The organism is Streptomyces sp. NPDC086549, assembly GCF_044746205.1.
In the GTDB taxonomy this organism is placed as follows: Bacteria; Actinomycetota; Actinomycetes; order Streptomycetales; family Streptomycetaceae; genus Streptomyces.
Genome location: NZ_JBIVBS010000001.1, coordinates 557,977 through 577,235 on the forward strand (window position 1 = coordinate 557,977; position 19,259 = coordinate 577,235).

At 71.7% G+C, this 19,259-nt stretch carries 19 protein-coding genes, 1 pseudogene and 1 riboswitch; of the genes and pseudogenes, 13 read left to right on the forward strand and 7 right to left on the reverse strand.

The genetic code is table 11. From position 1 onward, the window contains the following. Positions 1-3: 3 nt before the first annotated feature. On the reverse strand, positions 4-1,461 hold the full coding sequence (locus ACIPSA_RS02595) for an aldehyde dehydrogenase (protein WP_402628003.1): 1,458 nt from the start codon (positions 1,459-1,461) through the stop codon (positions 4-6). Between the two features lie 182 nt (positions 1,462-1,643). Between ACIPSA_RS02595 and ACIPSA_RS02600 the strand changes: the two genes are divergently transcribed. Both ACIPSA_RS02600 and ACIPSA_RS02605 read left to right on the forward strand, forming a co-directional pair. Beyond that, positions 1,644-2,669, forward strand: a complete 1,026-nt coding sequence (locus ACIPSA_RS02600; protein ID WP_402628006.1) for an MBL fold metallo-hydrolase — start codon at positions 1,644-1,646, stop codon at positions 2,667-2,669. 39 nt (positions 2,670-2,708) lie between these two features. Further along, positions 2,709-3,158 carry a nuclear transport factor 2 family protein gene (locus tag ACIPSA_RS02605; protein WP_402628009.1) on the forward strand — a complete coding sequence of 150 codons (450 nt, stop codon included), beginning with the start codon at positions 2,709-2,711 and terminating at the stop codon, positions 3,156-3,158. Here ACIPSA_RS02605 and ACIPSA_RS02610 read toward each other — a convergent pair. After that, positions 3,155-3,820: a phosphotransferase gene (locus ACIPSA_RS02610; protein WP_402628012.1), complete on the reverse strand. Its 666-nt coding sequence runs from the start codon at positions 3,818-3,820 to the stop codon at positions 3,155-3,157. The two genes, ACIPSA_RS02605 and ACIPSA_RS02610, sit on opposite strands and share 4 nt — an antisense overlap. Positions 3,821-3,886: 66 nt before the next feature. Further along, positions 3,887-4,020: riboswitch (cobalamin riboswitch) on the forward strand. Positions 4,021-4,129: 109 nt separating this feature from the next. Between ACIPSA_RS02610 and ACIPSA_RS02615 the strand changes: the two genes are divergently transcribed. The 6 genes from ACIPSA_RS02615 (at position 4,130) to ACIPSA_RS02640 (ending at position 10,400) form a co-directional block, all read left to right on the forward strand. Continuing rightward, positions 4,130-5,365 (forward strand): prenyltransferase/squalene oxidase repeat-containing protein, encoded by a 1,236-nt coding sequence (locus tag ACIPSA_RS02615; protein WP_402628015.1) that lies wholly within the window; start codon positions 4,130-4,132, stop codon positions 5,363-5,365. Next, positions 5,362-6,018, forward strand: a complete 657-nt coding sequence (locus ACIPSA_RS02620) for an SCO2322 family protein (protein WP_402628017.1) — start codon at positions 5,362-5,364, stop codon at positions 6,016-6,018. Before ACIPSA_RS02615 ends, ACIPSA_RS02620 begins: the two co-directional genes overlap by 4 nt. Next, positions 6,011-7,120 (forward strand): CbiQ family ECF transporter T component, encoded by a 1,110-nt coding sequence (locus tag ACIPSA_RS02625; RefSeq protein ID WP_402628020.1) that lies wholly within the window; start codon positions 6,011-6,013, stop codon positions 7,118-7,120. The genes ACIPSA_RS02620 and ACIPSA_RS02625 overlap by 8 nt, the downstream gene beginning before the upstream one ends. Next, positions 7,117-8,793 carry an ABC transporter ATP-binding protein gene (locus ACIPSA_RS02630; protein WP_402628023.1) on the forward strand — a complete coding sequence of 559 codons (1,677 nt, stop codon included), beginning with the start codon at positions 7,117-7,119 and terminating at the stop codon, positions 8,791-8,793. The genes ACIPSA_RS02625 and ACIPSA_RS02630 overlap by 4 nt, the downstream gene beginning before the upstream one ends. Then, entirely contained in the window at positions 8,790-9,638 is an 849-nt protein-coding gene (locus tag ACIPSA_RS02635) for an ECF transporter S component (protein ID WP_402628026.1), read from the forward strand. The genes ACIPSA_RS02630 and ACIPSA_RS02635 overlap by 4 nt, the downstream gene beginning before the upstream one ends. 345 nt (positions 9,639-9,983) lie before the next feature. Further along, entirely contained in the window at positions 9,984-10,400 is a 417-nt protein-coding gene (locus ACIPSA_RS02640; protein WP_402628027.1) for a transglycosylase SLT domain-containing protein, read from the forward strand. A gap of 19 nt (positions 10,401-10,419) precedes the next feature. On the opposite strand, the gene ACIPSA_RS02645 is transcribed toward ACIPSA_RS02640, so the two are convergent. Beyond that, positions 10,420-10,689: a hypothetical protein gene (locus ACIPSA_RS02645; protein WP_402628029.1), complete on the reverse strand. Its 270-nt coding sequence runs from the start codon at positions 10,687-10,689 to the stop codon at positions 10,420-10,422. A 121-nt stretch (positions 10,690-10,810) separates the two neighbouring features. On the opposite strand from ACIPSA_RS02645, the gene ACIPSA_RS02650 reads away from it, so the two are divergent. The 3 genes from ACIPSA_RS02650 to ACIPSA_RS02660 all read left to right on the forward strand — a co-directional run bounded on the left by ACIPSA_RS02650 (position 10,811) and on the right by ACIPSA_RS02660 (position 13,348). Next, entirely contained in the window at positions 10,811-11,515 is a 705-nt protein-coding gene (locus tag ACIPSA_RS02650) for a YoaK family protein (protein ID WP_402628031.1), read from the forward strand. Between the two features lie 248 nt (positions 11,516-11,763). Beyond that, entirely contained in the window at positions 11,764-12,411 is a 648-nt protein-coding gene (locus tag ACIPSA_RS02655) for an RNA polymerase sigma factor (RefSeq protein WP_402628033.1), read from the forward strand. Continuing rightward, entirely contained in the window at positions 12,404-13,348 is a 945-nt protein-coding gene (locus ACIPSA_RS02660) for a CU044_5270 family protein (protein WP_402628035.1), read from the forward strand. The genes ACIPSA_RS02655 and ACIPSA_RS02660 overlap by 8 nt, the downstream gene beginning before the upstream one ends. A gap of 160 nt (positions 13,349-13,508) precedes the next feature. On the opposite strand, the gene ACIPSA_RS02665 is transcribed toward ACIPSA_RS02660, so the two are convergent. Next, positions 13,509-14,747, reverse strand: a complete 1,239-nt coding sequence (locus tag ACIPSA_RS02665) for a cytochrome P450 (RefSeq protein ID WP_402628036.1) — start codon at positions 14,745-14,747, stop codon at positions 13,509-13,511. Between the two features lie 268 nt (positions 14,748-15,015). Here ACIPSA_RS02665 and ACIPSA_RS02670 point away from each other — a divergent pair, with 268 nt between their 5' ends. Continuing rightward, entirely contained in the window at positions 15,016-16,185 is a 1,170-nt protein-coding gene (locus ACIPSA_RS02670; RefSeq protein ID WP_402628038.1) for a steroid 3-ketoacyl-CoA thiolase, read from the forward strand. Here the strand turns inward: ACIPSA_RS02670 and ACIPSA_RS02675 are convergent. Next, positions 16,169-16,372: a DUF397 domain-containing protein gene (locus ACIPSA_RS02675; RefSeq protein WP_402628040.1), complete on the reverse strand. Its 204-nt coding sequence runs from the start codon at positions 16,370-16,372 to the stop codon at positions 16,169-16,171. The genes ACIPSA_RS02670 and ACIPSA_RS02675 overlap by 17 nt on opposite strands. An 8-nt stretch (positions 16,373-16,380) precedes the next feature. Next, positions 16,381-16,815: pseudogene (locus ACIPSA_RS02680) on the reverse strand (Scr1 family TA system antitoxin-like transcriptional regulator); the annotation flags it as partial. A 92-nt stretch (positions 16,816-16,907) separates the two neighbouring features. On the opposite strand from ACIPSA_RS02680, the gene ACIPSA_RS02685 reads away from it, so the two are divergent. Then, positions 16,908-17,267: an ATP-binding protein gene (locus ACIPSA_RS02685; protein WP_402628042.1), complete on the forward strand. Its 360-nt coding sequence runs from the start codon at positions 16,908-16,910 to the stop codon at positions 17,265-17,267. 17 nt (positions 17,268-17,284) lie between these two features. Here ACIPSA_RS02685 and ACIPSA_RS02690 read toward each other — a convergent pair whose 3' ends face one another. Continuing rightward, positions 17,285-19,048 carry a glycosyltransferase family 87 protein gene (locus tag ACIPSA_RS02690; RefSeq protein WP_402628044.1) on the reverse strand — a complete coding sequence of 588 codons (1,764 nt, stop codon included), beginning with the start codon at positions 19,046-19,048 and terminating at the stop codon, positions 17,285-17,287. Positions 19,049-19,259 lie beyond the last annotated feature (211 nt).

The window sequence follows — 19,259 nt, forward strand, 5'->3', positions numbered from 1 at the left end:
TCCCTATCCCTCCCAGCCCGCCGGGAGGTGGATCATCTTGTGCTCCAGGTACTCGCCGTACCCCTCCGGCCCGAACTCCCGGCCCAGCCCCGAGTTCTTGTAGCCGCCGAACGGGCCGAGCATGTCGAGGCTGAAGGTGTTGACCGAGTACGTGCCCGTACGGACCTGCCGTGCGACGTCGATGCCGTGCGCGACGTCGGCCGTCCACACGCTGCCGGACAGCCCGTAGTCGGAGTCGTTGGCGATCTTCAGTGCCTCGGACTCGTCGCCGTACGGGAGGAGACAGATCACCGGGCCGAAGATCTCCTCGCGGGCGATCCGCATGGAGTTGTCGACGTCGCCGAAGAGGGTCGGCTCCACGTACCAGCCGCGCTCCAGGCCCGGCGGGCGCCCGCCGCCGGTGAGGACCTTGGCGCCCTCCTCCTGGCCGATGCGGATGAAGTCGAGGTTGCGCTGCTGCTGACGCCGGGCGACCAGCGGGCCGACCTGGGTCGCGGGGTCCAGCGGGTCGCCGACCTTGAGCGCGCTCGCCGCGGCGGCGAAGGCGTCCGCGAACTCGTCGTAGCGGGAGCGCGGCACGAGGATGCGGGTCTGGGCGACGCAGGCCTGGCCGTTGTTCATCCAGGCCGCCGAGACGATCCCGGGCACCGACGTCTCGATGTCCGCGTCCGGCAGGACCACCGCCGCCGACTTGCCGCCCAGCTCCAGCGTCACGCGCGTGAGGTTGCGCGAGGCCACTTCCATCACGCGCCGGCCGGCCGCGACCGAGCCGGTGAAGGACACCTTGTCGACACCGGGGTGCCCGACGAGGTGTTCGCTGACCTCACGGTCGGCGGGGAGGATCGACAGCACACCCTCCGGCAGCCCGGCCTCCTTCGCGATCTCGCCGAGGATGTACGCGTCCAGCGGCGACTCCGGCGACGGCTTGAGCACCACCGTGCAGCCGGTGAGCAGGGCGGGCGCGAGCTTGGCGGCGGCGACGAACTGCGGGACGTTCCAAGGGACGACGGCCGCGACGACCCCGACCGGCTCGCGCCGCACGAGGATCCTGCCGAGGACGCCGTCGCGCGTCTCCTCGTACGTGAAGTTCCGCGCGACCGTGATCGCCGCGTCCCACACCATCATCGCGCCGAGCGCCTGCGCGAGGACGCTCCAGGAGTACGGCGAGCCGTTCTCGGAGGAGATCACACGGGCGATCTCCTCGTGCCGGACCGCGATCGCGTCCTTGATGCGGGTGACGACCTCGATCCGCTCGTCCAGGGTCATCCGCGGCCAGGGCCCCTGGTCGAAGGCGCGGCGCGCGACGGCCACGGCCCGGTCGACGTCCTCCCGCGACGCGTGCGGCACCCGCCCGATGACCTCCTCCGTGTGCGGGGAGATCACCTCGATGACGTCCTTGCCCAGGGGGTCGGTCAACTCCCCGCCGATGAACAGCTGTCCGTGTTCCACGAGCTCGGTCATGGCCGACTGCCTCCGGACTTCATGTACTTCATGTCCCATGTCTGACGATCCATCAGATAGGGAACTGATACCAGCTCCGTCCGGGGGAGTCCACGGATGCGACGAGAGCCCGTTGGTCGACTCGGGCTCCCATGGAAACCTGTTCTAGTTATAGTGGCGGGAACGCGGCGATTGGGGAGCCCATGGCGCAGGTGTACGACCACGGTGGCGGCGTCCGTTCCCTCCGGGTCCCCATCCCGGACAACCCCCTCGGCCACACTCTCGTGTACGTCGTCGACACCGACCGCGGCCCGGTCCTGATCGACACCGGCTGGGACGACCCGGCCTCCTGGGACGCCCTCGCCGAGGGCCTGTCGGCATGCGGTACGTCCGTCGCGGAGCTCCACGGGGTGGTCATCACCCATCACCACCCCGACCACCACGGCCTGTCGGGCAGGGTGCGGGAGGCCTCCGGCGCCTGGATCGCCATGCACGCGGCCGACACGGCCATCGTGCGGCGCGCCCGCGAGACCCGCCCCGAGCGCTGGTTCGCCTACATGGCCGCCAAGCTCACGGCCGCCGGTGCCCCCGAGGAGCACGTGGCCCCGCTCCGTACCGCACGCCGCCGCACCCTGCCCGGTCTCTCCCCCGCGCTGCCCGACCGGGAGGTCGTCCCCGGCGAACTCCTCGCTCTCCCCGGCCGCCGCCTGCGCGCGATCTGGACGCCGGGCCACACCCCGGGCCACGTCTGCCTGCACCTGGAGGAGGAGCACCCGTCCCGGCTCCCCGGCCACGGACGTCTCTTCTCGGGCGACCACCTGCTCCCGGAGATCACCCCGCACATCGGCCTGTACGAGGACCCGGACGACGCGACAGTCACCGACCCCCTCGGCGACTACCTCGACTCACTGGAACGCGTCGGCCGCCTGGCCCCCGCGGAGGTGCTCCCGGCTCACCAGCACGCCTTCACCGACGCGCCCTCCCGCGTACGGCAGTTGCTGGCCCACCACGAGGAACGGCTGGCCGGCCTGCTGGCCCTGCTGGCCGAGCCCCTCACCCCCTGGCAACTGGCCGAACGCATGGAGTGGAACCGCCCCTGGGAACAGATCCCTTACGGGTCGAGGAACATCGCCGTCTCCGAGGCCGAGGCGCATCTACGACGCCTGGTGAAGCAGGGCCGCGCGGAGGCCGTGCCGGGGAGCGAGCCGGTGGCGTACGTGGCGGTGTAATTCGTTCGCGGCCCAGGTCCCTGCTTGCTAAACAGCCTCATGGACCCCTTGGAGAACCTCCTCGCCGAACGCGCCTGCGAGCGCCTCGTCCTCGACTTCGTCCGCCGTCTCGACCTCGGTGAACCCGGCTCGGTGGCGGAGCTGTTCACCGAGGACGGCACCTGGGAGTGGCCGGACGGCGGACGGCTGGTCAAGGGCCGCGAGGCCCTGCGCGAGTACTTCGGCGCCCGGCCCGCCGACCGCCTCTCGCGCCGCCTGATGTCCAACGTCCTGGTCACGGTGACCACTCCGGACACGGCGACCGCCACCTCGTACTTCTCCACGTACCGCGTCGACGGCTACGAGGGCGGCATGGTGCCGCCCGGCCCGCCGGTCCAGATCGGACACTACGAGGATGCCTTCCGGCGCGTCGAAGGCCGGTGGCTGCTCGAAACCCGGGTGCTGCACCTGCCGTTCGGGGGGCCGACACCGCGCGCCGGCCGTGACTAGCGCACCAACCCTCGGATCAAGTCCTCGGCAGCCCCCAGGAGTTCGACCTCACGAGGGCTCATCGTCGGGTTGGCCGCGCGACGTCCGCGTGCCTCCGTGAGGCCGGAGTCCGTGAGGTCGGAGGGGTCGGCGAGCAGGGCCGTGAGCATCTCGCGGGCCGGGGCGGCGATCGGATCGCCGCCGACGGCGACCTGGGCCAGGATCACCGCGGACATGCCCCAGTCGAGGCCCGGATGGCCGTCCTCCGCGTTGGTCCAGTCGATGACCCGGGGCCCGTCCGGGGTGAGGATCACGTTGTCGGGGTGGAGGTCCAGGTGCAGGACGCGGACGTCGGGGTCGTCGGCACTCCGGCCGGGAACCGTGTGCAGCTGCCGCAGCAGCCTGGCCAGCAGCGTGCCCGCCTCCTCCGTGCCGAGCGAACCCTCCAGCAGGGCTCCCAGCATCGTCGGCCCGGACAGCCGCTCCATCACCAGGTCGGTGCGCGAGCCGGAGGGCCGCACCCGGGGCACGGGGTACCCGTGGTCCAGTACGTACGACATCACCGCCCCCTCGGCGGCCGCGTCCCCCCACCCCTCCCGGTCGCGGCGCAGCACCCACGCCTCGTCGATCTCGTACACGTCGGCCGAGCGGCCGGAACCGAGCAGTCTCCCCGTTGGCAGCATGGGGCGACTCTAATCGCCGCCCCCCGTGACCCGGGGTCCACAGCCACCCCTCAGCCTGCCGACTACCGCCCGGTAGAGTGGCCGCGTCGTCATCACACCCGTACGGGGGGAAGCCGGTGCAATTCCGGCGCTGACCCGCAACCGTGTACCGCTGCTACGGCGGTGAGCCGGACTGCCCCGCACGGGACGTTGACCGGCTCACGTGCGCGGGCATCCGCCCGCGTACGGCACCGTCGAGGTTTACGGAGCCGAGCCGCCCGGGGTGTCCCGTGCTGCCCGGCTCCCCGCAGGGAGAGGCACCCGCCGACCATGAACGTACGCCGCAGCGCCGCGGTGCTGGCAGCCGTCGCCGTGATCGGCACGGCCACGCCCGCCACAGCCGCCGACCCGTCCGCGTCCCCGTCCCCGTCGACGGCGCACGCGTCCGGGCTGTACGGCAGCACTGACCCGAAGTACGACGGCGTCTGGCGCCAGTCGCTGGCGCTGATCGCCCAACGCACGGTGGGTGTCACGCCCGCCGGGAAGGCCGTGGACTGGCTGACCGGGCAGCAGTGCTCCAACGGCGCCTTCGCCGCCTTCCGCGCCGACACCTCGAAGCCCTGCGAGGGCAACGCGGTGTTCGACACCAACGCCACGGCCGCCGCCGCACAGGCCCTGATGGCGGTCGGCGACCACGACGGCGATGCCCGCGCGGCGGTGAACTGGCTGAAGGGCCAACAGAACAAGGACGGCGGCTGGGGCTACACCGCCGGCGGGCCGAGCGACACGAACTCCACCGGCGTCGTCGTCGGCGCGCTCGCGGCGGTCGGCGACGACCCCGCCGTGCTCCGCTCGGAGGGGAAGACCCCGTACGACCTGCTGGCCAAGTGGTCCATACCCTGCGACGAGGACGGCGGCGGCGCGCTCGCCTACCAGCCGGACAAGAAGGGCAAGCTGGCGGCCAACGCGGACGCGACGGCGGCCGGTGTGCTGGGCGCGCTCGGCAAGGGGTTCGTGACGACCGCCGGGAAGGCACCGGAGGGCGACCCCAAGTGCGCCGCCTCCGGCAAGGCGCTCAAGCCGGAGGAGGTGGCCCGCAACGGCGCCGCGTACCTCGCCGCGGAGATGCACCGCACCGGCGACCACCTGATCTCCACGCTCCCCGGCGCCAAGGACCAGCCCGACTACGGCAACACCGCGGACGCGGTCGTCGCGCTCGCAGCGCAGGGCCGGACCGAGCAGGCGCAGAAGCCGTACGCCTGGCTGGAGAAGAACGCCGCCACGTGGGCGAAGCAGAGCGGCCCGGCGGCCTACGCCGAACTGATCCTCGCCGCGCACGCCATGGGCAAGAACCCGTACGGCTTCGGCGGTACGGACCTCGTACGGGCGCTCAACGCGACCGGACCCGCCCCGCAGACGGTCAAGAAGCCCACCGGGTACGAGGCCCCCAAGGCCGACAAGTCCGACTCGGGCCACGGCGTCTGGTGGATCGTCGGCACCGGTCTGGTCGCCGGCGTCGGCATCGGCTTCCTGCTCAGCGGCCGCCGGAAGCGGCAGCAGCCGTGACCGTCGTCCGCCGTGCCGTGCCACTGCTCCTGGCCGCGCTCTTCCTCTGGGGGTCCGTGGGCCAGGCCCAGGCCGTCGGCTACCGCTACTGGTCCTTCTGGGAGCGCGACGGCAGCAAGTGGATCTACGCCACCCAGGGCCCGTCGACGGCCCGTCCCGGCGACGGGGACGTGCAGGGCTTCCGGTTCGCGGTGAGCGAGGACTCCGCCGACGCGACCCGCCCGCGCGGCACGGCGGACTTCCACTCCATCTGCGCGGGCACACCCGCCGCCGCGGGAAAGAAGCGGGTGGCCCTGGTCATCGACTTCGGTACGTCCTCGGACGCCCCGTCCGGCGAGAGCCCGCCCGCTCGCCGGACGGCCTGCGCCCGGGTGTCCCCCGACGCGACGACGGCCGAGGCCCTGGCAGCGGTCGCCAAGCCCCTCCGCTACGACACCAACGCCCTCCTGTGCGCCATCTCGGGGTATCCGGAGAAGGGGTGCGGGGAGCAGGTGAGCGCGGAGAAGCAGGGGAAGGCGGAGAAGGCGGAGAAGAAGGGGGACGGGAAGCCGAAGGACTCGGATCACGGCCCGTCGGTGGGTCTGCTGGCCGGTGCGGGTGTGGTCGTACTGCTGGGAGCGGCGGCGCTGTGGCAGGCACGACGTCGTGCCTGACGCGCCGGCTCGGGCCGGCGTCCCCACCCCCACAGCCAGGCGCCGGAGCACACTGCACCCCGGCGCCTGGTGGCTCTGGTCGCTCGGCCTGGGCACCGCCGCCACCCGCACCACCAACCCCCTCCTCCTCGCCCTCCTCATCGCCGCGTCCGGCTATGTGGTCGCCACCCACCGCACCGCGGCCCCTTGGGCCCGCTCGTACTCCGCCTTCGCCAGACTCGCTCTCGCCGTCCTCCTCGTCCGTCTCGTGTTCGCGGTGTTCCTCGGCTCCCCCATCCCTGGCACGCACGTGATCGCCACGCTCCCCGAAGTCCCGCTCCCCCACTGGGCGCAGGGCATCCGGCTCGGCGGCGAGGTCACCGTGGAAGGACTCGTCTTCGCGCTGTACGACGGCCTGAAACTGGCCACGCTCCTCATCTGCGTCGGCGCCGCGAACGCCCTCGCCAACCCGGCCCGCCTCCTCAAGTCCCTTCCCGGCGCCCTGTACGAGATGGGCGTGGCCGTGGTCGTCGCGCTCACCTTCGCCCCCAACCTGATCGCCGACGTCCAGCGCCTGCGCGCCGCCCGCCGGCTGCGCGGCCGCCCGGACCGGGGCATCCGCGGCCTGCTGCACGTCGGACTCCCGGTCCTGGAGGGCGCGTTGGAACGCTCCGTCGCCCTGGCCGCCGCGATGGACGCCCGCGGTTACGGCCGCAGCGCCGACGTCCCCGCCCCGGTCCGCCGCACCACCACCGCGCTCACCCTCGGCGGCCTGCTCGGCGTCTGCGCGGGAACGTACGGACTCCTCACCGCCGAGGGCGGCACCTATGGCCTGCCCGTCCTGCTGGCCGGAGTCGCCGCCGCCCTCGGGGGTCTGCGCCTCGGGGGCCGTCGCACCCTGCGCACCCGCTACCGCCCCGATCCCTGGGACCTGCGCGCCTGGCTGGTCGCCGGATCCGGCGCCGCGGTCGCCGCGCTGCTCGCCCTGGCTTCCGCGAGCGACCCCGCGGCCCTGCATCCGGGAGTCGTCCCGCTCACCGCGCCGACCCTCCCCCTGTGGCCGGCGGCCGCCGTACTCCTCGCCCTGCTCCCCGCCTTCGCCGTCCCCAAGGAGCCTTCATGATCCGCTTCGAGGATGTCTCCGTGACGTACGAGGGGGCGGTCGAACCCACCGTCCAGGGCCTCGACTTCGAGGTCCCGGAAGGTGAACTGGTCCTGCTCGTCGGCCCGTCCGGGGTCGGCAAGTCCACCGTGCTGGGCGCGGTCGGCGGACTCGTCCCGCACTTCACCGGCGGCACCCTGCGCGGCCGCGTCACGGTCGCCGGGCGGGACACCCGGACGCACAGGCCGCGCGAGCTCGCCGATGTCGTCGGCACGGTGGGCCAGGATCCGCTCGCCCACTTCGTGACGGACACGGTCGAGGACGAACTCGCCTACGGGATGGAGTCGTTGGGGCTCGCCCCGGAGGTCATGCGGCGCCGCGTCGAGGAGACCCTCGACCTGCTCGGCCTCGCCGATCTGCGCGACCGGCCCATCGCCACCCTCTCCGGTGGCCAGCGCCAGCGCGTCGCCATCGGCTCCGTCCTCACCCCGCATCCCGCGGTCCTCGTCCTCGACGAGCCGACGTCGGCGCTCGACCCGGCGGCCGCCGAGGAGGTCCTCGCCGTCCTGCAGCGCCTCGTCCACGACCTCGGTACGACGGTCTTCATGGCAGAGCACCGCCTGGAGCGGGTGATCCAGTACGCCGACCGGGTCGTCCTGCTGCCCGCCCCGGGCGCCGCCCCGCTGCTGGGCACCCCGGCCGAGGTGATGGCCGTCTCCCCGGTGTACCCGCCGGTCGTGGACCTGGGAAGGCTGGCCGGCTGGTCCCCGCTGCCGCTGACCGTGCGGGACGCGCGCCGCCGGGCCGGGGAGCTGCGGGAGCGGCTCGGGGGCCGGGAGGCGCCGCACACGACACCGGCGGTCGCGACCGTGCCCGCGCCCCGTGTCCCCGCTCACGCTCCCCGCCGGTTCCTGCGCCGGCGCACCCCCGAGTCCGCGTCCCCGCTGGTGGCCGAGGTCCGCTCGCTCGCCGTCCGGCGCGGCCGAGTCACCGCCCTCCGGCAGGTGGACCTCACCTTCGCCCCGGGCGAGACGGTCGCCCTGATGGGACGCAACGGCGCCGGGAAGTCCACGCTGCTGAGCACCCTCGTCGGGCTCGTCGAACCGTCCGCCGGGTCGGTCCTGGTCGGCGGTGCCGTCCCCCGTCGCACCGCGCCCCGCGACCTGGTGCGGCACGTCGGCCTGGTACCGCAGGAGCCCCGCGACCTGCTGTACGCCGACACGGTCGCCGCCGAGTGCGCGGCCGCCGACCGGGACGCGCAGGCCGAGCCGGGCACGTGCCGCGCGCTGGTCTCCGGTCTCCTGCCGGACATCGGAGACGACACCCACCCCCGCGACCTCTCCGAGGGCCAGCGGCTCGCGCTCGCCCTGGCCGTCGTACTCACCGCCCGTCCTCCGCTGCTCCTCCTGGACGAGCCGACCCGCGGTCTGGACTACGCGGCGAAGGCACGCCTGGTCACCGTGTTGCGCGGGCTCGCCGCCGAGGGCCACGCCATCGTGCTGGCCACGCACGACGTGGAACTGGCCGCCGAGATCGCCCACCGGGTCGTACTCCTCGCGGACGGGGAGGTCATCGCCGACGGCCCGACGGCCGACATCGTGGTCTCGTCCCCGTCCTACGCCCCCCAGATCACCAAGATCCTGGCCCCGCAGCAGTGGCTCACGGCCGCCCAGGTGCGGGAGGCACTCGCATGACCCCCCGGACCGTGACCCCCCGGACCGTGACTCCGCAGGCCCGGCCCATCCGCCTGGGCCCCCGCTCCACCACCGCCCTCGCCCTGGTCGGCGCGGTCGGGGTCGTCGCCTTCGGCTGGCCGTTCCTCGCTCCGCCCACCTCGCAGATCGGCGCCCACGCCCAGGACGCGCCCTGGCTCTTCGCGGGGCTGCTCGTCCTCCTTGTCGCCGTCGTGGCCGCGACGATCTCCGAGTCGGGGCTCGGACCGAAGGCCGTCGCGATGCTCGGGGTGCTGGCCGCGACCGGGGCGGCGCTGCGGCCGGTCGGTGCAGGCACCGCCGGGATCGAGCCCATGTTCTTCCTGATGGTGCTCAGCGGGCGGGTCCTCGGCCCGGGGTTCGGATTCGCCCTCGGCTCGATCACCATGTTCGCGTCGGCGCTGCTCACGGGCGGGGTGGGCCCGTGGCTGCCGTTCCAGATGCTCGCCATGGGGTGGTTCACCATGGGCGCCGGGCTGCTCCCGGGGCCCGACCGGCTGCGCGGCCGCGGCGAGCTCGCGCTGCTCTCCTTGTACGGCTTCCTCGCCGCCTTCGCCTACGGCACGGTCATGAATCTCGCGGGCTGGCCCTTCATGGGCGCCCTCGCCTCGGGCATCGCCTTCGACCCGCACGCCGCGGTCCCCGCGAACCTGGCCCGCTTCGTCGCGTACTGCCTGGCCACCTCCCTCGGCTGGGACCTGGGCCGGGCCGTCTGCACCGTCGTACTGACCCTCGCGCTCGGCCCGACCCTGCTGCGCGCGCTGCGCCGGGCCACCCGCCGGGCCGCTTTCGAGACCGCGGTCACATTCGACCCGCCCACAGGGTGACCTCTGCGCGAGGGGTCATGTGCGGTCCGTTGCCGGGCAGGTGAAGCACCCCACATGACGCACGTCACCTACGACCCGTGACCGTAGGTCGATTTGTCCGATATCCCCGATTGCATACCCACCCTGACCTGCACTTTGAGAGCCACGCCACACAAGCGGCTTTTCCGTCCGCTTCGGCCACAACTAGTAAAAGGGGTCATTGCGGACGGGTTTCGGGCCTGTTTCTCTGGACCTCGTCGCAAGGCGCCACGAACCCCCGGGATCGCGGCGCCGACGTACAGCCCGACCGCGCACCGCACGGTGACGGCCTACGGCGACTCCTTGTCCCCGACGAAGAGGTTCTCTGTGTCCGTCTCCTTCATCCGCCGCATCGCTTCCCCGAAGAAGGCGCTCACGGCCGTCACCCTGGCCGCTGCCACGACCGGCATGGTGCTCACCTCGGCTCCCGCCCAGGCCGCCACCACCGACTCGCCTTCCTCCGCCCAGGCGATCGCGCACAAGATGATCCCGGACGCCGCGCAGTACAACGCGTTCAGCAAGATCGTCGAGCACGAGAGCGGCTGGAACGTCTCGGCCACCAACGCCTCCTCCGGCGCCTACGGCCTGGTCCAGGCCCTGCCCGGCTCCAAGATGGCGTCCGCCGGTGCCGACTGGAAGACCAACCCGGCCACCCAGATCAAGTGGGGCCTGGACTACATGAACTCCCGCTACGGCAGCCCCGTCGCCGCCTGGAACTTCTGGCAGGCGAACAGCTGGTACTGAGCCGACTGGCACTGAGCCGCTAGGCCGCACCACCCGCCGCCAGGCCGTACCACCCGCCGCATCGTCGAACCAGCGCGCGATCCCCGGCAGCGCCGCGACGTACGACCCCACATGGTCGACGTCCCCCTGACTCCAGCACCCGCACCCTCGCCCCGTACCCGGCGAGGGTGCGGGCGCATGTGCGCGCGTTGCCGATCGGGACGTCCGTGTCCTTGTCACCCGCGTACAGCCGCACCGGCACGTCCGGCGTCCAGTCGCGGGTGTGGTCGTTCACCCGCAGCGCCTTCATGTCCCGGACGCTACGGACAACACGCTTCGTCCCGACACCCAAGACTCTCCCGTCTCCGTGGTGGACTTGGCACCACCCTGCCCGTCCGGTTGCCCGGAGGACCCATGACCACGGACTCGACATGACCACGGACTCGACGGACTCGACGGACTCGCGGACACCCGATCCGGAGGCGCGCGGAGTACGCCTGACGTTGGTGCTGCTGGCGCTGACCGTGGTGAGCGGTCTGATCGACGCGGTGAGCTTCCTCGGACTCGGGCACGTCTTCACGGCCAACATGACCGGCAACGTGGTGGTGCTGGGCTTCGCGGCGGCCGGCGCGGCGGGCTTCTCGATCCCGCACACGGCGATCTCGCTGCTCGGCTTCCTCGCGGGCGCGACGGCCGGCGGCCGGGTGGCGGCGCGATGCGGCGGCGGCTCCCGGCGGACCTGGACACGCGTGACGCTGGCCGCGGAGGCGGTGCTGGTCGGCGCGTCGGCCGTGGTGGCCTTCGCCGTGCCGGGCCGGACCGGAACGACGTACGCGCTCATCGCCCTCACCGCCTTCGCGATGGGCCTGCGCAACGCGACCGTACGCAAGCTGGGCGTGCCCGATCTGACGACGACGGTGCTGACCATGACCCTGACGGCCCTGGCCTCCGAGTCCCCCCTCGGCAGCAACACGGAGCAGCGCCGGGCCCCGCGCCGCATCGCGGCGGTCCTCGCCATGATGGTCGGCGCCATGCTCGGCGCATGGCTGGCGATCCACCACAACCTGTGGGCTCCCCTGCTCATCGCGGCACTGGCGTCGGGGGTGCTGGCGGTGGTGGCGTCCGGGCGTGAGTGACCACGCGAATGACTGCATGAATGACGCATGGCCATGCTGGTGGCCATGCACATGACCATGTGATGCAGGTCACTTGGTGGGGTGGAACTCGACGGCGGACATCGGCGAACAGCGGGAGACCACGACACCGCTTTCGAGGGACACGAAATGAACCGCAGAGGTGAGGCGTGACGCTCCTGCCGGGCACCGATACCGATTTCGCCACGGCAGCCACGGCAGCCACGGCAAGCACGGCAAGCACGGCAGCCATGACGGCCACGGCAGCCACGGGAGCCATGACGACGGACGCGATCGGCGATCCCGACGGCTCGGTCATCGAGCGGTCCTGGGAAACGCCCGACGCGTTCGCCATGATCTTCGACCGCTATGCCGACGACATCCACCGCTACATCGCACGCCGCCTGGGCTCCGACACCGCCGACGACCTGATGGCGGAGACGTTTGTGATCGCGTTTCAGCGTCGTCGGCGCTACGACCCGTCGCACATGCACGCTCGGCCCTGGCTCTACGGGATAGCCACCAACCTGATCGGCCGTCACCGCAGGAACGAGGCCCGGCGGCTGCGGGCACTGTCGCGCATGGCGTCACTGTCGTCGGGCCGGGAGCACGCCGGGCATGCCGGGCCCGAGGACAGGATCACCGACAGGCTCAGTGCCGGGGAGGCGCCCGGCACCTTGGCCGGCGCTCTCGCCGAACTGCCCGCCCGGCACCGGGACGTGCTGCTGGTGATCGCCTGGGGAGAACTCGACTACGCCGAGGCCGCGCAGGCCTTGGGCATCCCCGTCGGCACCGTGCGCTCCCGCCTGCACAGGGCCCGCACCAAGCTGCGCCGGGCGCTGGGCGGACCGGATCTCACCACCTCGACCGCGCCCCAGAAGGAGACTGATCATGGATGAACTCACGATGGTGCGCGACTGGGACACCGACGAGAACGGACCGTCCGACCAGGCCCGTGCCGCCGCCCGAGCCCGCCTCGCGGCCGCCATGGCCGCCGAGTCCCGCAGCGCCGCTTCCCGTGGACTCGGGCTGAGCCGCCGACTCGTGTTCCGTGCCGCGCTCGTCGGTATGGCCGCGGCAGCGGTGGGCGTCACCGTCGTCGTGGCACACGACGACGAGGACGACGACACCCCTCGCCTGGAGGCGGTCAGTGCGACGGAGGTGCTGCAGAAGGCCGCTGCCAGGTCACGCGACATGGGGAGCGACCTGCCCATCCCGCGCAACGACCAGTACTTCTACTACAAGACCTACACCACGCGAACGCCGGTGAAGGGCGGGCGGACCAGGACGTGGACCGACGAGAGCTGGATGTCGGTGGACGGTTCCAAGCCGTCCCTGCGTGAGGAGTACGGGAAGGTCCACCACGATCCTCCGCTCGGAGAGCACCACGTGAGGTGGCCTCCTACCGTCTACTCCAAGCTCAAGCGCATGCCGACGGACCCCGACCAGCTCCTCGCCCAGTTCAGGCACGGTCAGATGGGGGCGCCTGACGCCGACCTGTACGCGTTCTTCGAAGGATCCATGCTGATGATGGGGCCGCGCGTGATGCCGCCCGGCCTGCAGGCCGCCGCCTTCGAAGCGCTGTCGAAGCTTCCCCGGATCCGCCTGGACTACGACGACGTGGACGTTGCCGGCCGGCGCGCCGTAGGAGTCTCCTACCCCAAGGCGTCCTTCACCTTCCTCTTCGATCGCAAGACATACGACTACCTGGGCCTGCGTACCAAGGGAAGCATTCCGAAGAAGGTGCACGGCGAGTGGCAGCAGACCGACTACTACTACGAGACCAGGGGTCTGCAGGACATCCAGGTGGTCGACCGCATCGGACAGCGCCGCTGACCGACGCTCCCGGCGAAGGTCGCGGGGGGGAGGTCGCGCGGGGGAGGTCGCGGGGGAAGTCTCGGGGGAGGCAGGAACGGGGCGTAGGGATAGGGGGTGCTCCTGCCTCCCTCGGGACGGGCCGACGGCGCCGGGAGCCGTCGGCCCGGGTCAGGGGTGGTCAGCCCGCGGTGACCTGGAGTTCCTTGACGCCGTTGATCCAGGCGGAGCGCAGGCGGCGGGGGTCTCCGGCCAGCCGGAGGCCCGGCATGGCGTCGGCTATCGCGTTGAAGATCAGGTCGATTTCGAGGACGGCCAGGGACTTGCCCAGGCAGTAGTGCGGGCCGCCTCCGCCGAAGCCGAGGTGGGGGTTGGGATCGCGGGTGATGTCGAAGGTGTCGGGGTTCTCGAAGGCCTCCGGATCGTGGTTGGCGGAGGCGTAGAAGAGGCCGACCCGGTCGCCCTTGCGGATCAGCTTGCCGCCCAGCTCGGTGTCCTGGGCGGCCGTGCGCTGGAAGGAGTTGACCGGGGTGGCCCAGCGGACGACCTCCTCGGCGGTGGTCGACGGGCGCTCGCGCTTGTAGAGCTCCCACTGTTCGGGGTGGGTGAGGAAGGCGTGCATGCCGTGGGTGGTGGCGTTGCGGGTGGTCTCGTTGCCCGCCACGGCCAGCATGAGCACGAAGAACCCGAACTCGTCGGAGTTGAGGTTGCCCTCGTTCTCGGCCGCCACCAGCGTCGAGACGATGTCGTGGGCCGGGCACTGCTTGCGCTCGGCGGCCATGTTCATCGCGTAGGCGATGATCTCGGCGGCCGACTCGGCGCCGACCTCCTCGGTGATCGCGTACTCGGGATCGTCGTACGAGATCATCTTGTTGGACCAGTCGAAGATCTTGGCCCGGTCCTCCTGCGGGACGCCGATCAGCTCGGCGATGGCCTGGAGTGGCAGTTCACAGGCGACCTGGGTGACGAAGTCGAAGGAACCGGACTGGGCGAGGGCGGACTGGACTATCGCGTGGGCGCGGGCACGCAGCCGCTCCTCCAGGGCCCGGATGGCCCGTGGCGTGAAGCCGCGCTGCACTATCTGGCGGACCCTGGTGTGCTCCGGCGGGTCCATGTTCAGCAGGATCAGCCGCTGCGCGTCGATCGCGTCGCGCTGCATGTGCTCGCCGAAGCGGATGATCGCGGTGTTGAGGTAGGAGGAGAAGAGCTCCGGGTGCGTGGAGACGTACTTGACGTCCGCGTGCCGGGTCACGGCCCAGTAGCCGTCGTCCGCGAACCCGGCCAGGCCGTGCGGCTGCGGGATCCAGCGGACCGGTTCCGCCCGGCGCAGCTCGGCGAACTCCGGGAAGGGGACGCGGTGGTGCAGCAGGTCGGGGTCGGTGAAGTCGAACCCGTCGGGCAGCGCGGGGCAGGAGGGCATCGGCGGCTCCCGTCGTTCTGACGGACCATCAGGAAATGAGGGTTGCCGCGAAGGTAGTAACGGGTTCTACAAGTAGCAAGACATCCGGCGCACCCAATTGCGTGCGGGATTCGTGCAGATCACAACTTCGGAGGGTGCACGACCCTTGCGGCGATGGACGCTCTGTCAGCAGACTTCAGACAGAACTAGAACGCGTACTAGTTCTGCGTGGCGGGCCGGGCCGGGACGCCCCTGCGCCGCGCGGGTTGACCGAGGAAGGACCCTCCCCATGGCCGCGGAACCCGTGATCGTCGAAGCCGTACGCACCCCCATAGGCAGGCGCGGCGGCGCGCTCGCCAACCTCCATCCCGCCTACCTCCTGGGCGAGACCTACCGCGAACTCCTTGGCCGCACCGGCATCCCCGCCGACTGCGTCGAGCAGATCGTCGGCGGCACGGTGACCCATGCCGGCGAGCAGTCCATGAACCCCGCGCGTACGGCCTGGCTGACCATGGGGCTGCCGTACGAGACGGCCGCGACGACCGTCGACTGCCAGTGCGGCTCCTCGCAGCAGGCCTCGCACATGGTCGCCAACATGGTCGCGGCCGGGGTCATCGATGTCGGGATCAGCTGCGGGGTCGAGGCGATGTCCCGCGTGCCGCTGGGGTCCGGCTCCAAGCACGGGCCGGGCAAGCCCTTCCCCGACGAGTGGAACGTCGACCTGCCCAACCAGTTCGAGGCGGCCGAGCGGATCGCCCGGCACCGGGGCCTCACCCGCGAGAACGTCGACTCCCTCGGACTCCTCTCGCAGGAGCGGGCGGCCGTCGCCTGGTCGGAGGAACGGTTCAAGAAGGAGACGTTCGCGGTCCAGGTGCCCACCACCGAGGAGGAGCAGCACGCCGGGCAGGGCATGTGGCGGCTCGTCGACAAGGACGAGGGGCTGCGCGACACGTCGATGGAGGCGCTGGCGGGGCTGAAGCCGGTGATGCCGACGGCGGTGCACACGGCGGGCAACTCGTCCCAGATTTCGGATGGAGCGGCCGCGATCATGTGGGCGTCGAAGCGGATGGCGCGGGCGCTGAAGCTTCGGCCCCGGGCACGGATCGTCGCTCAGGCGCTGGTGGGCGCCGATCCGCACTTCCATCTGGATGGGCCGATCGACGCCACGAAGGCCGTGCTGGGCAAGGCCGGGATGTCCCTGAAGGACATCGACATCGTCGAGATCAACGAGGCCTTCGCGTCGGTGGTGTTGAGCTGGGCCCAGGTCTTCGGGCAGGACCTGACGAAGGTCAACGTCAACGGCGGAGCGATCGCCCTCGGACACCCGGTCGGGGCGACCGGGGCCCGGCTGATCACAACGGCCTTGCATGAACTGGAGCGCACGGACAAGGAGTTCGCACTCATCACCATGTGCGCGGGTGGCGGGCTGGCCACCGGGACGATCATTCAGCGGTTGTAGCGGCTATAGCGGCTGTAGACGTCCAGTTCAGGAATGCCGTGAAGGTGGCGAGTGCGAGGGTGAGCACCGGGCCGGTGAGGTTCTTGGAGTCGCGTACGGCTACGGCGGCGCCGGGAAGTTCGGCGACCTCCACGCACTCGCCGCCCTGGTCGCCGCTGTAGCTTGACTTACGCCAGGTGCTCTCCATAGCGGTCTGCGCTGGCGTGCCAGACGTACCGCGGTCCGGTCGTCGAGGTTGTTCTGATCCAGCACGCCGAGCACGGCACGCGCGTACGACTCGGCCTGCACCAGGCCACGGATCATGTGCGTCTGGAAGGTACAGACCTCGACGGCCCGCGACTCCAACTCCGCCACCTGCTGAAACCACGCCGGAAGTTGGCTCCGCATTACGAGCGTGACGAGCCGGGACAACAGCCCGCCCGTCTCCAGCGCCACATCCGCCCGCTCGCTGAACTCCGGCGTCGGCAGTTTCCGGGCCGTCTCGATCTGGCCGACAAGCGACCCCGTGTAGTTGATGACGTCGCCGAGCTGCTTCTGCGTCAGCCCTGCCGATTCCCGGCACCGGCGCAGCTCGAAGCCGTAGTAGTCGAGGGGCGAGGCGCCCGGGTCGAGGACGTTGATGTGGGTCACGCACGGTCCCCTCTCGCGCAACTCGACCCACAGCGGGACCGGTTGTATCCGTTACGTAGCCCAGAGTAGTTGCATGAGGTCAGCCTCGTACCGTGAGCTACCACATCCCCCACTACCGCCTGAGCCTCACCGTCGGCGAGCACTCGGTGCGGCACATACGCCACATCGTCCGCTCCCTGCTCGACGAGTGGGAGCTGGCGCATCTGACCGACGCCCTGGAGCTGGGCGTGAGCGAGCTGGTCACCAACGTCGTACGGCACGTACCGGACCGCCACTGCACGCTGCTGGTGCTGCGGCAGACGGTGGGGGTACGGGTGGAGGTGACCGACCGCTACTCACAACTGCCGTCGGTGCCGGGCGAGATGGGCCCGGAGTCGGAGAGCGGGCGCGGACTGGCGCTGCTCGGTGCCTTGGTCGGCAAGACGGTCTGGTTCGAGTGCGGAGAAAAGTGACCGTTGGGGCCACTCGCTTAGCCGCTAAACCGACCCGGCGTGCTGGCGAGGCGCGAGCGCGCCCCGCCCACCGGCCGCAAGCCGTCGAGCGGGCTCGCGCCCCCACCCACCCGCCGCAAACCTCCGCCCCCACCCGGCGTGCCGCCCCTCGACTCACGCGCTCCGCCACCCACCACCAACCCCAGGCCGCCAAACCCACCCCGCATGCCACCACCCCGCTCCCGCGCCCCACCCGCCACCCACCGGCCGCAGGCCGCAGGCCGCAGGCCGCAGGCCGCAGGCCGCCGATCCGACCCGGCGTGCAGGCGAGGCGCCCCCAGGAGCCAGTCGATCTTCGCGACGGCGTGGTTGACCGCGTGCTCGATGTCGACGTGCAGGAAGCGTTCGAGGTCGAGGACGAGGTGGCCGTGGTGCTCGGCCGCGACCCGGCCCTCCGAGTTGCTGCCGCCGGTCGCCGCGAGGCGGACCTGCTGGTAGGCCGCGTACGTGACGCGGAGGAGCAGCAGTTCCAGGAGGAGGTTCGGGCGGGTCAGGACCCGGCGCAGGAACGGGAGGAGCGGGACGTTCTTGAAGCGGGCCGGGATGGGGGCGGCGTACTGCGTCGGGATCGGGGTCCGGTAGTACGGCGACGTGCGCGGCAGGAAGGGTACGGCGGTGGCGGCGGCCAGGGCCGCGAGGAGCACGATGTTGTCCCGCAGGGGGTACACCACCGACATGTGCGGCAGCAGCATCTTGGCCGGGAGGGTCGTGACCAGGACGACGGCGACCGGCCAGACGTACCGGTCCGAGGCCCGCCTGCCGACCCGGCCGACGACCGCGAGCAGCACCCACAGCAACTGGTGCTGCCAGGTGGTGGGCGACACGGCTATCGCGGCGCAGCCGGTGACGGCCACGGCGAGCAGCAGCTGCCCGTCGCGGGCGTAGCGCACCGCGCGGCGCAGGCCGAGGGTGGCGACGGCCGCGCCCAGCAGGAGGAAGAGGCCTGTCTCCAGCGAGCCGGACAGGCCGAGGCGGAGCAGGGCGCCGTTCAGGGACTGGTTGGCGAGGCCGTCGGCCTTGCCGCCGAGGCCGGCGCCCGCCATGTGGTGGACCCAGTAGGTGTACGAGTCGTGCGGCAGCGCGGCCCAGGCGAGCGCGGTGCCGGCGGCGGAGACGGCGGCCCGGCGGCGGGCGGTGAACCACAGCAGCGGTGCGAAGAGGAGCACGGTCGGCTGGAGCGCGGCCGCCACGCCTATGCACAGGCCGCCGGCCCGCTCCCCGCGCACGGCGAAGCAGCCCAGGAGCACGAGCAGGACGGGGATGATGCTGGTCTGGCCCAGCCAGAGCGTGTTGCGCACCGGCAGGGACAGCATCAGCAGGCTGATCGCGACCGGCGCGGCGAGCAGCGAGGTGCGGCGGTCGACCGGCTGGGGCAGGGCGCGGGCGGCGACCAGGCCGAGCGCGACGACGAGGAGCAGTGTGCCGAAGGTCCAGCCCCAGCCGAGGGCCTGCTCGGCCGCGCGGGTCAGCGGTTTGAGGACCAGTCCGGCGAAGGGGGTGCCGGTGAACTGCGTCGAGTCGTACAGCGAACCCTTCACATCCAGAACGCCGTTGGGGCCGACCCAGGTCTCCAGGGCCGTCAGCCGTTGTCCGCTCGGGGTGGTGAGGACGACGGTCATCTGCCGTATCGCGAGGATCGCGGCTATCGCCCACAGCCCCAGCCGGGCCGCCTGTAGCCGTTGTCCGGCCGCCGTGTCCCCGAAGGCATCCGTCGGTCGCCCGCTGTGTTCCACGTTCGCCACGCCTCGCCGGCCGCCCGCCCCGTTCGTCCCGCGCGTCCCACGCGCCGGATTCCCTTTGCGAACACTCACATTGCGAACACTCACCCTGCGAACCCTCGGGCTCGCACCTCCCCCGGAGAGAGACGCAGGCTACCCCCGCTTCACCTGACGGCTGCCCGGCTGCCCTCCTTTTGTCCGGAAGACGACAGTGCGAGGGGGGTGCGGTTGCATG

What these genes read in the sequence shown, in the direction of transcription:
- ACIPSA_RS02595 (WP_402628003.1), bottom strand. Translation starts at nt 1,461, where the DNA reads ATGACCGAGCTCGTGGAACACGGACAGCTGTTCATCGGCGGGGAGTTG.
- ACIPSA_RS02600 (WP_402628006.1), top strand. Translation starts at nt 1,644, where the DNA reads ATGGCGCAGGTGTACGACCACGGTGGCGGCGTCCGTTCCCTCCGGGTC.
- ACIPSA_RS02605 (WP_402628009.1), top strand. Translation starts at nt 2,709, where the DNA reads ATGGACCCCTTGGAGAACCTCCTCGCCGAACGCGCCTGCGAGCGCCTC.
- ACIPSA_RS02610 (WP_402628012.1), bottom strand. Translation starts at nt 3,820, where the DNA reads ATGCTGCCAACGGGGAGACTGCTCGGTTCCGGCCGCTCGGCCGACGTG.
- ACIPSA_RS02615 (WP_402628015.1), top strand. Translation starts at nt 4,130, where the DNA reads ATGAACGTACGCCGCAGCGCCGCGGTGCTGGCAGCCGTCGCCGTGATC.
- ACIPSA_RS02630 (WP_402628023.1), top strand. Translation starts at nt 7,117, where the DNA reads ATGATCCGCTTCGAGGATGTCTCCGTGACGTACGAGGGGGCGGTCGAA.
- ACIPSA_RS02635 (WP_402628026.1), top strand. Translation starts at nt 8,790, where the DNA reads ATGACCCCCCGGACCGTGACCCCCCGGACCGTGACTCCGCAGGCCCGG.
- ACIPSA_RS02645 (WP_402628029.1), bottom strand. Translation starts at nt 10,689, where the DNA reads ATGAAGGCGCTGCGGGTGAACGACCACACCCGCGACTGGACGCCGGAC.
- ACIPSA_RS02650 (WP_402628031.1), top strand. Translation starts at nt 10,811, where the DNA reads ATGACCACGGACTCGACGGACTCGACGGACTCGCGGACACCCGATCCG.
- ACIPSA_RS02655 (WP_402628033.1), top strand. Translation starts at nt 11,764, where the DNA reads ATGACGGCCACGGCAGCCACGGGAGCCATGACGACGGACGCGATCGGC.
- ACIPSA_RS02660 (WP_402628035.1), top strand. Translation starts at nt 12,404, where the DNA reads ATGGATGAACTCACGATGGTGCGCGACTGGGACACCGACGAGAACGGA.
- ACIPSA_RS02665 (WP_402628036.1), bottom strand. Translation starts at nt 14,747, where the DNA reads ATGCCCTCCTGCCCCGCGCTGCCCGACGGGTTCGACTTCACCGACCCC.
- ACIPSA_RS02670 (WP_402628038.1), top strand. Translation starts at nt 15,016, where the DNA reads ATGGCCGCGGAACCCGTGATCGTCGAAGCCGTACGCACCCCCATAGGC.
- ACIPSA_RS02675 (WP_402628040.1), bottom strand. Translation starts at nt 16,372, where the DNA reads ATGGAGAGCACCTGGCGTAAGTCAAGCTACAGCGGCGACCAGGGCGGC.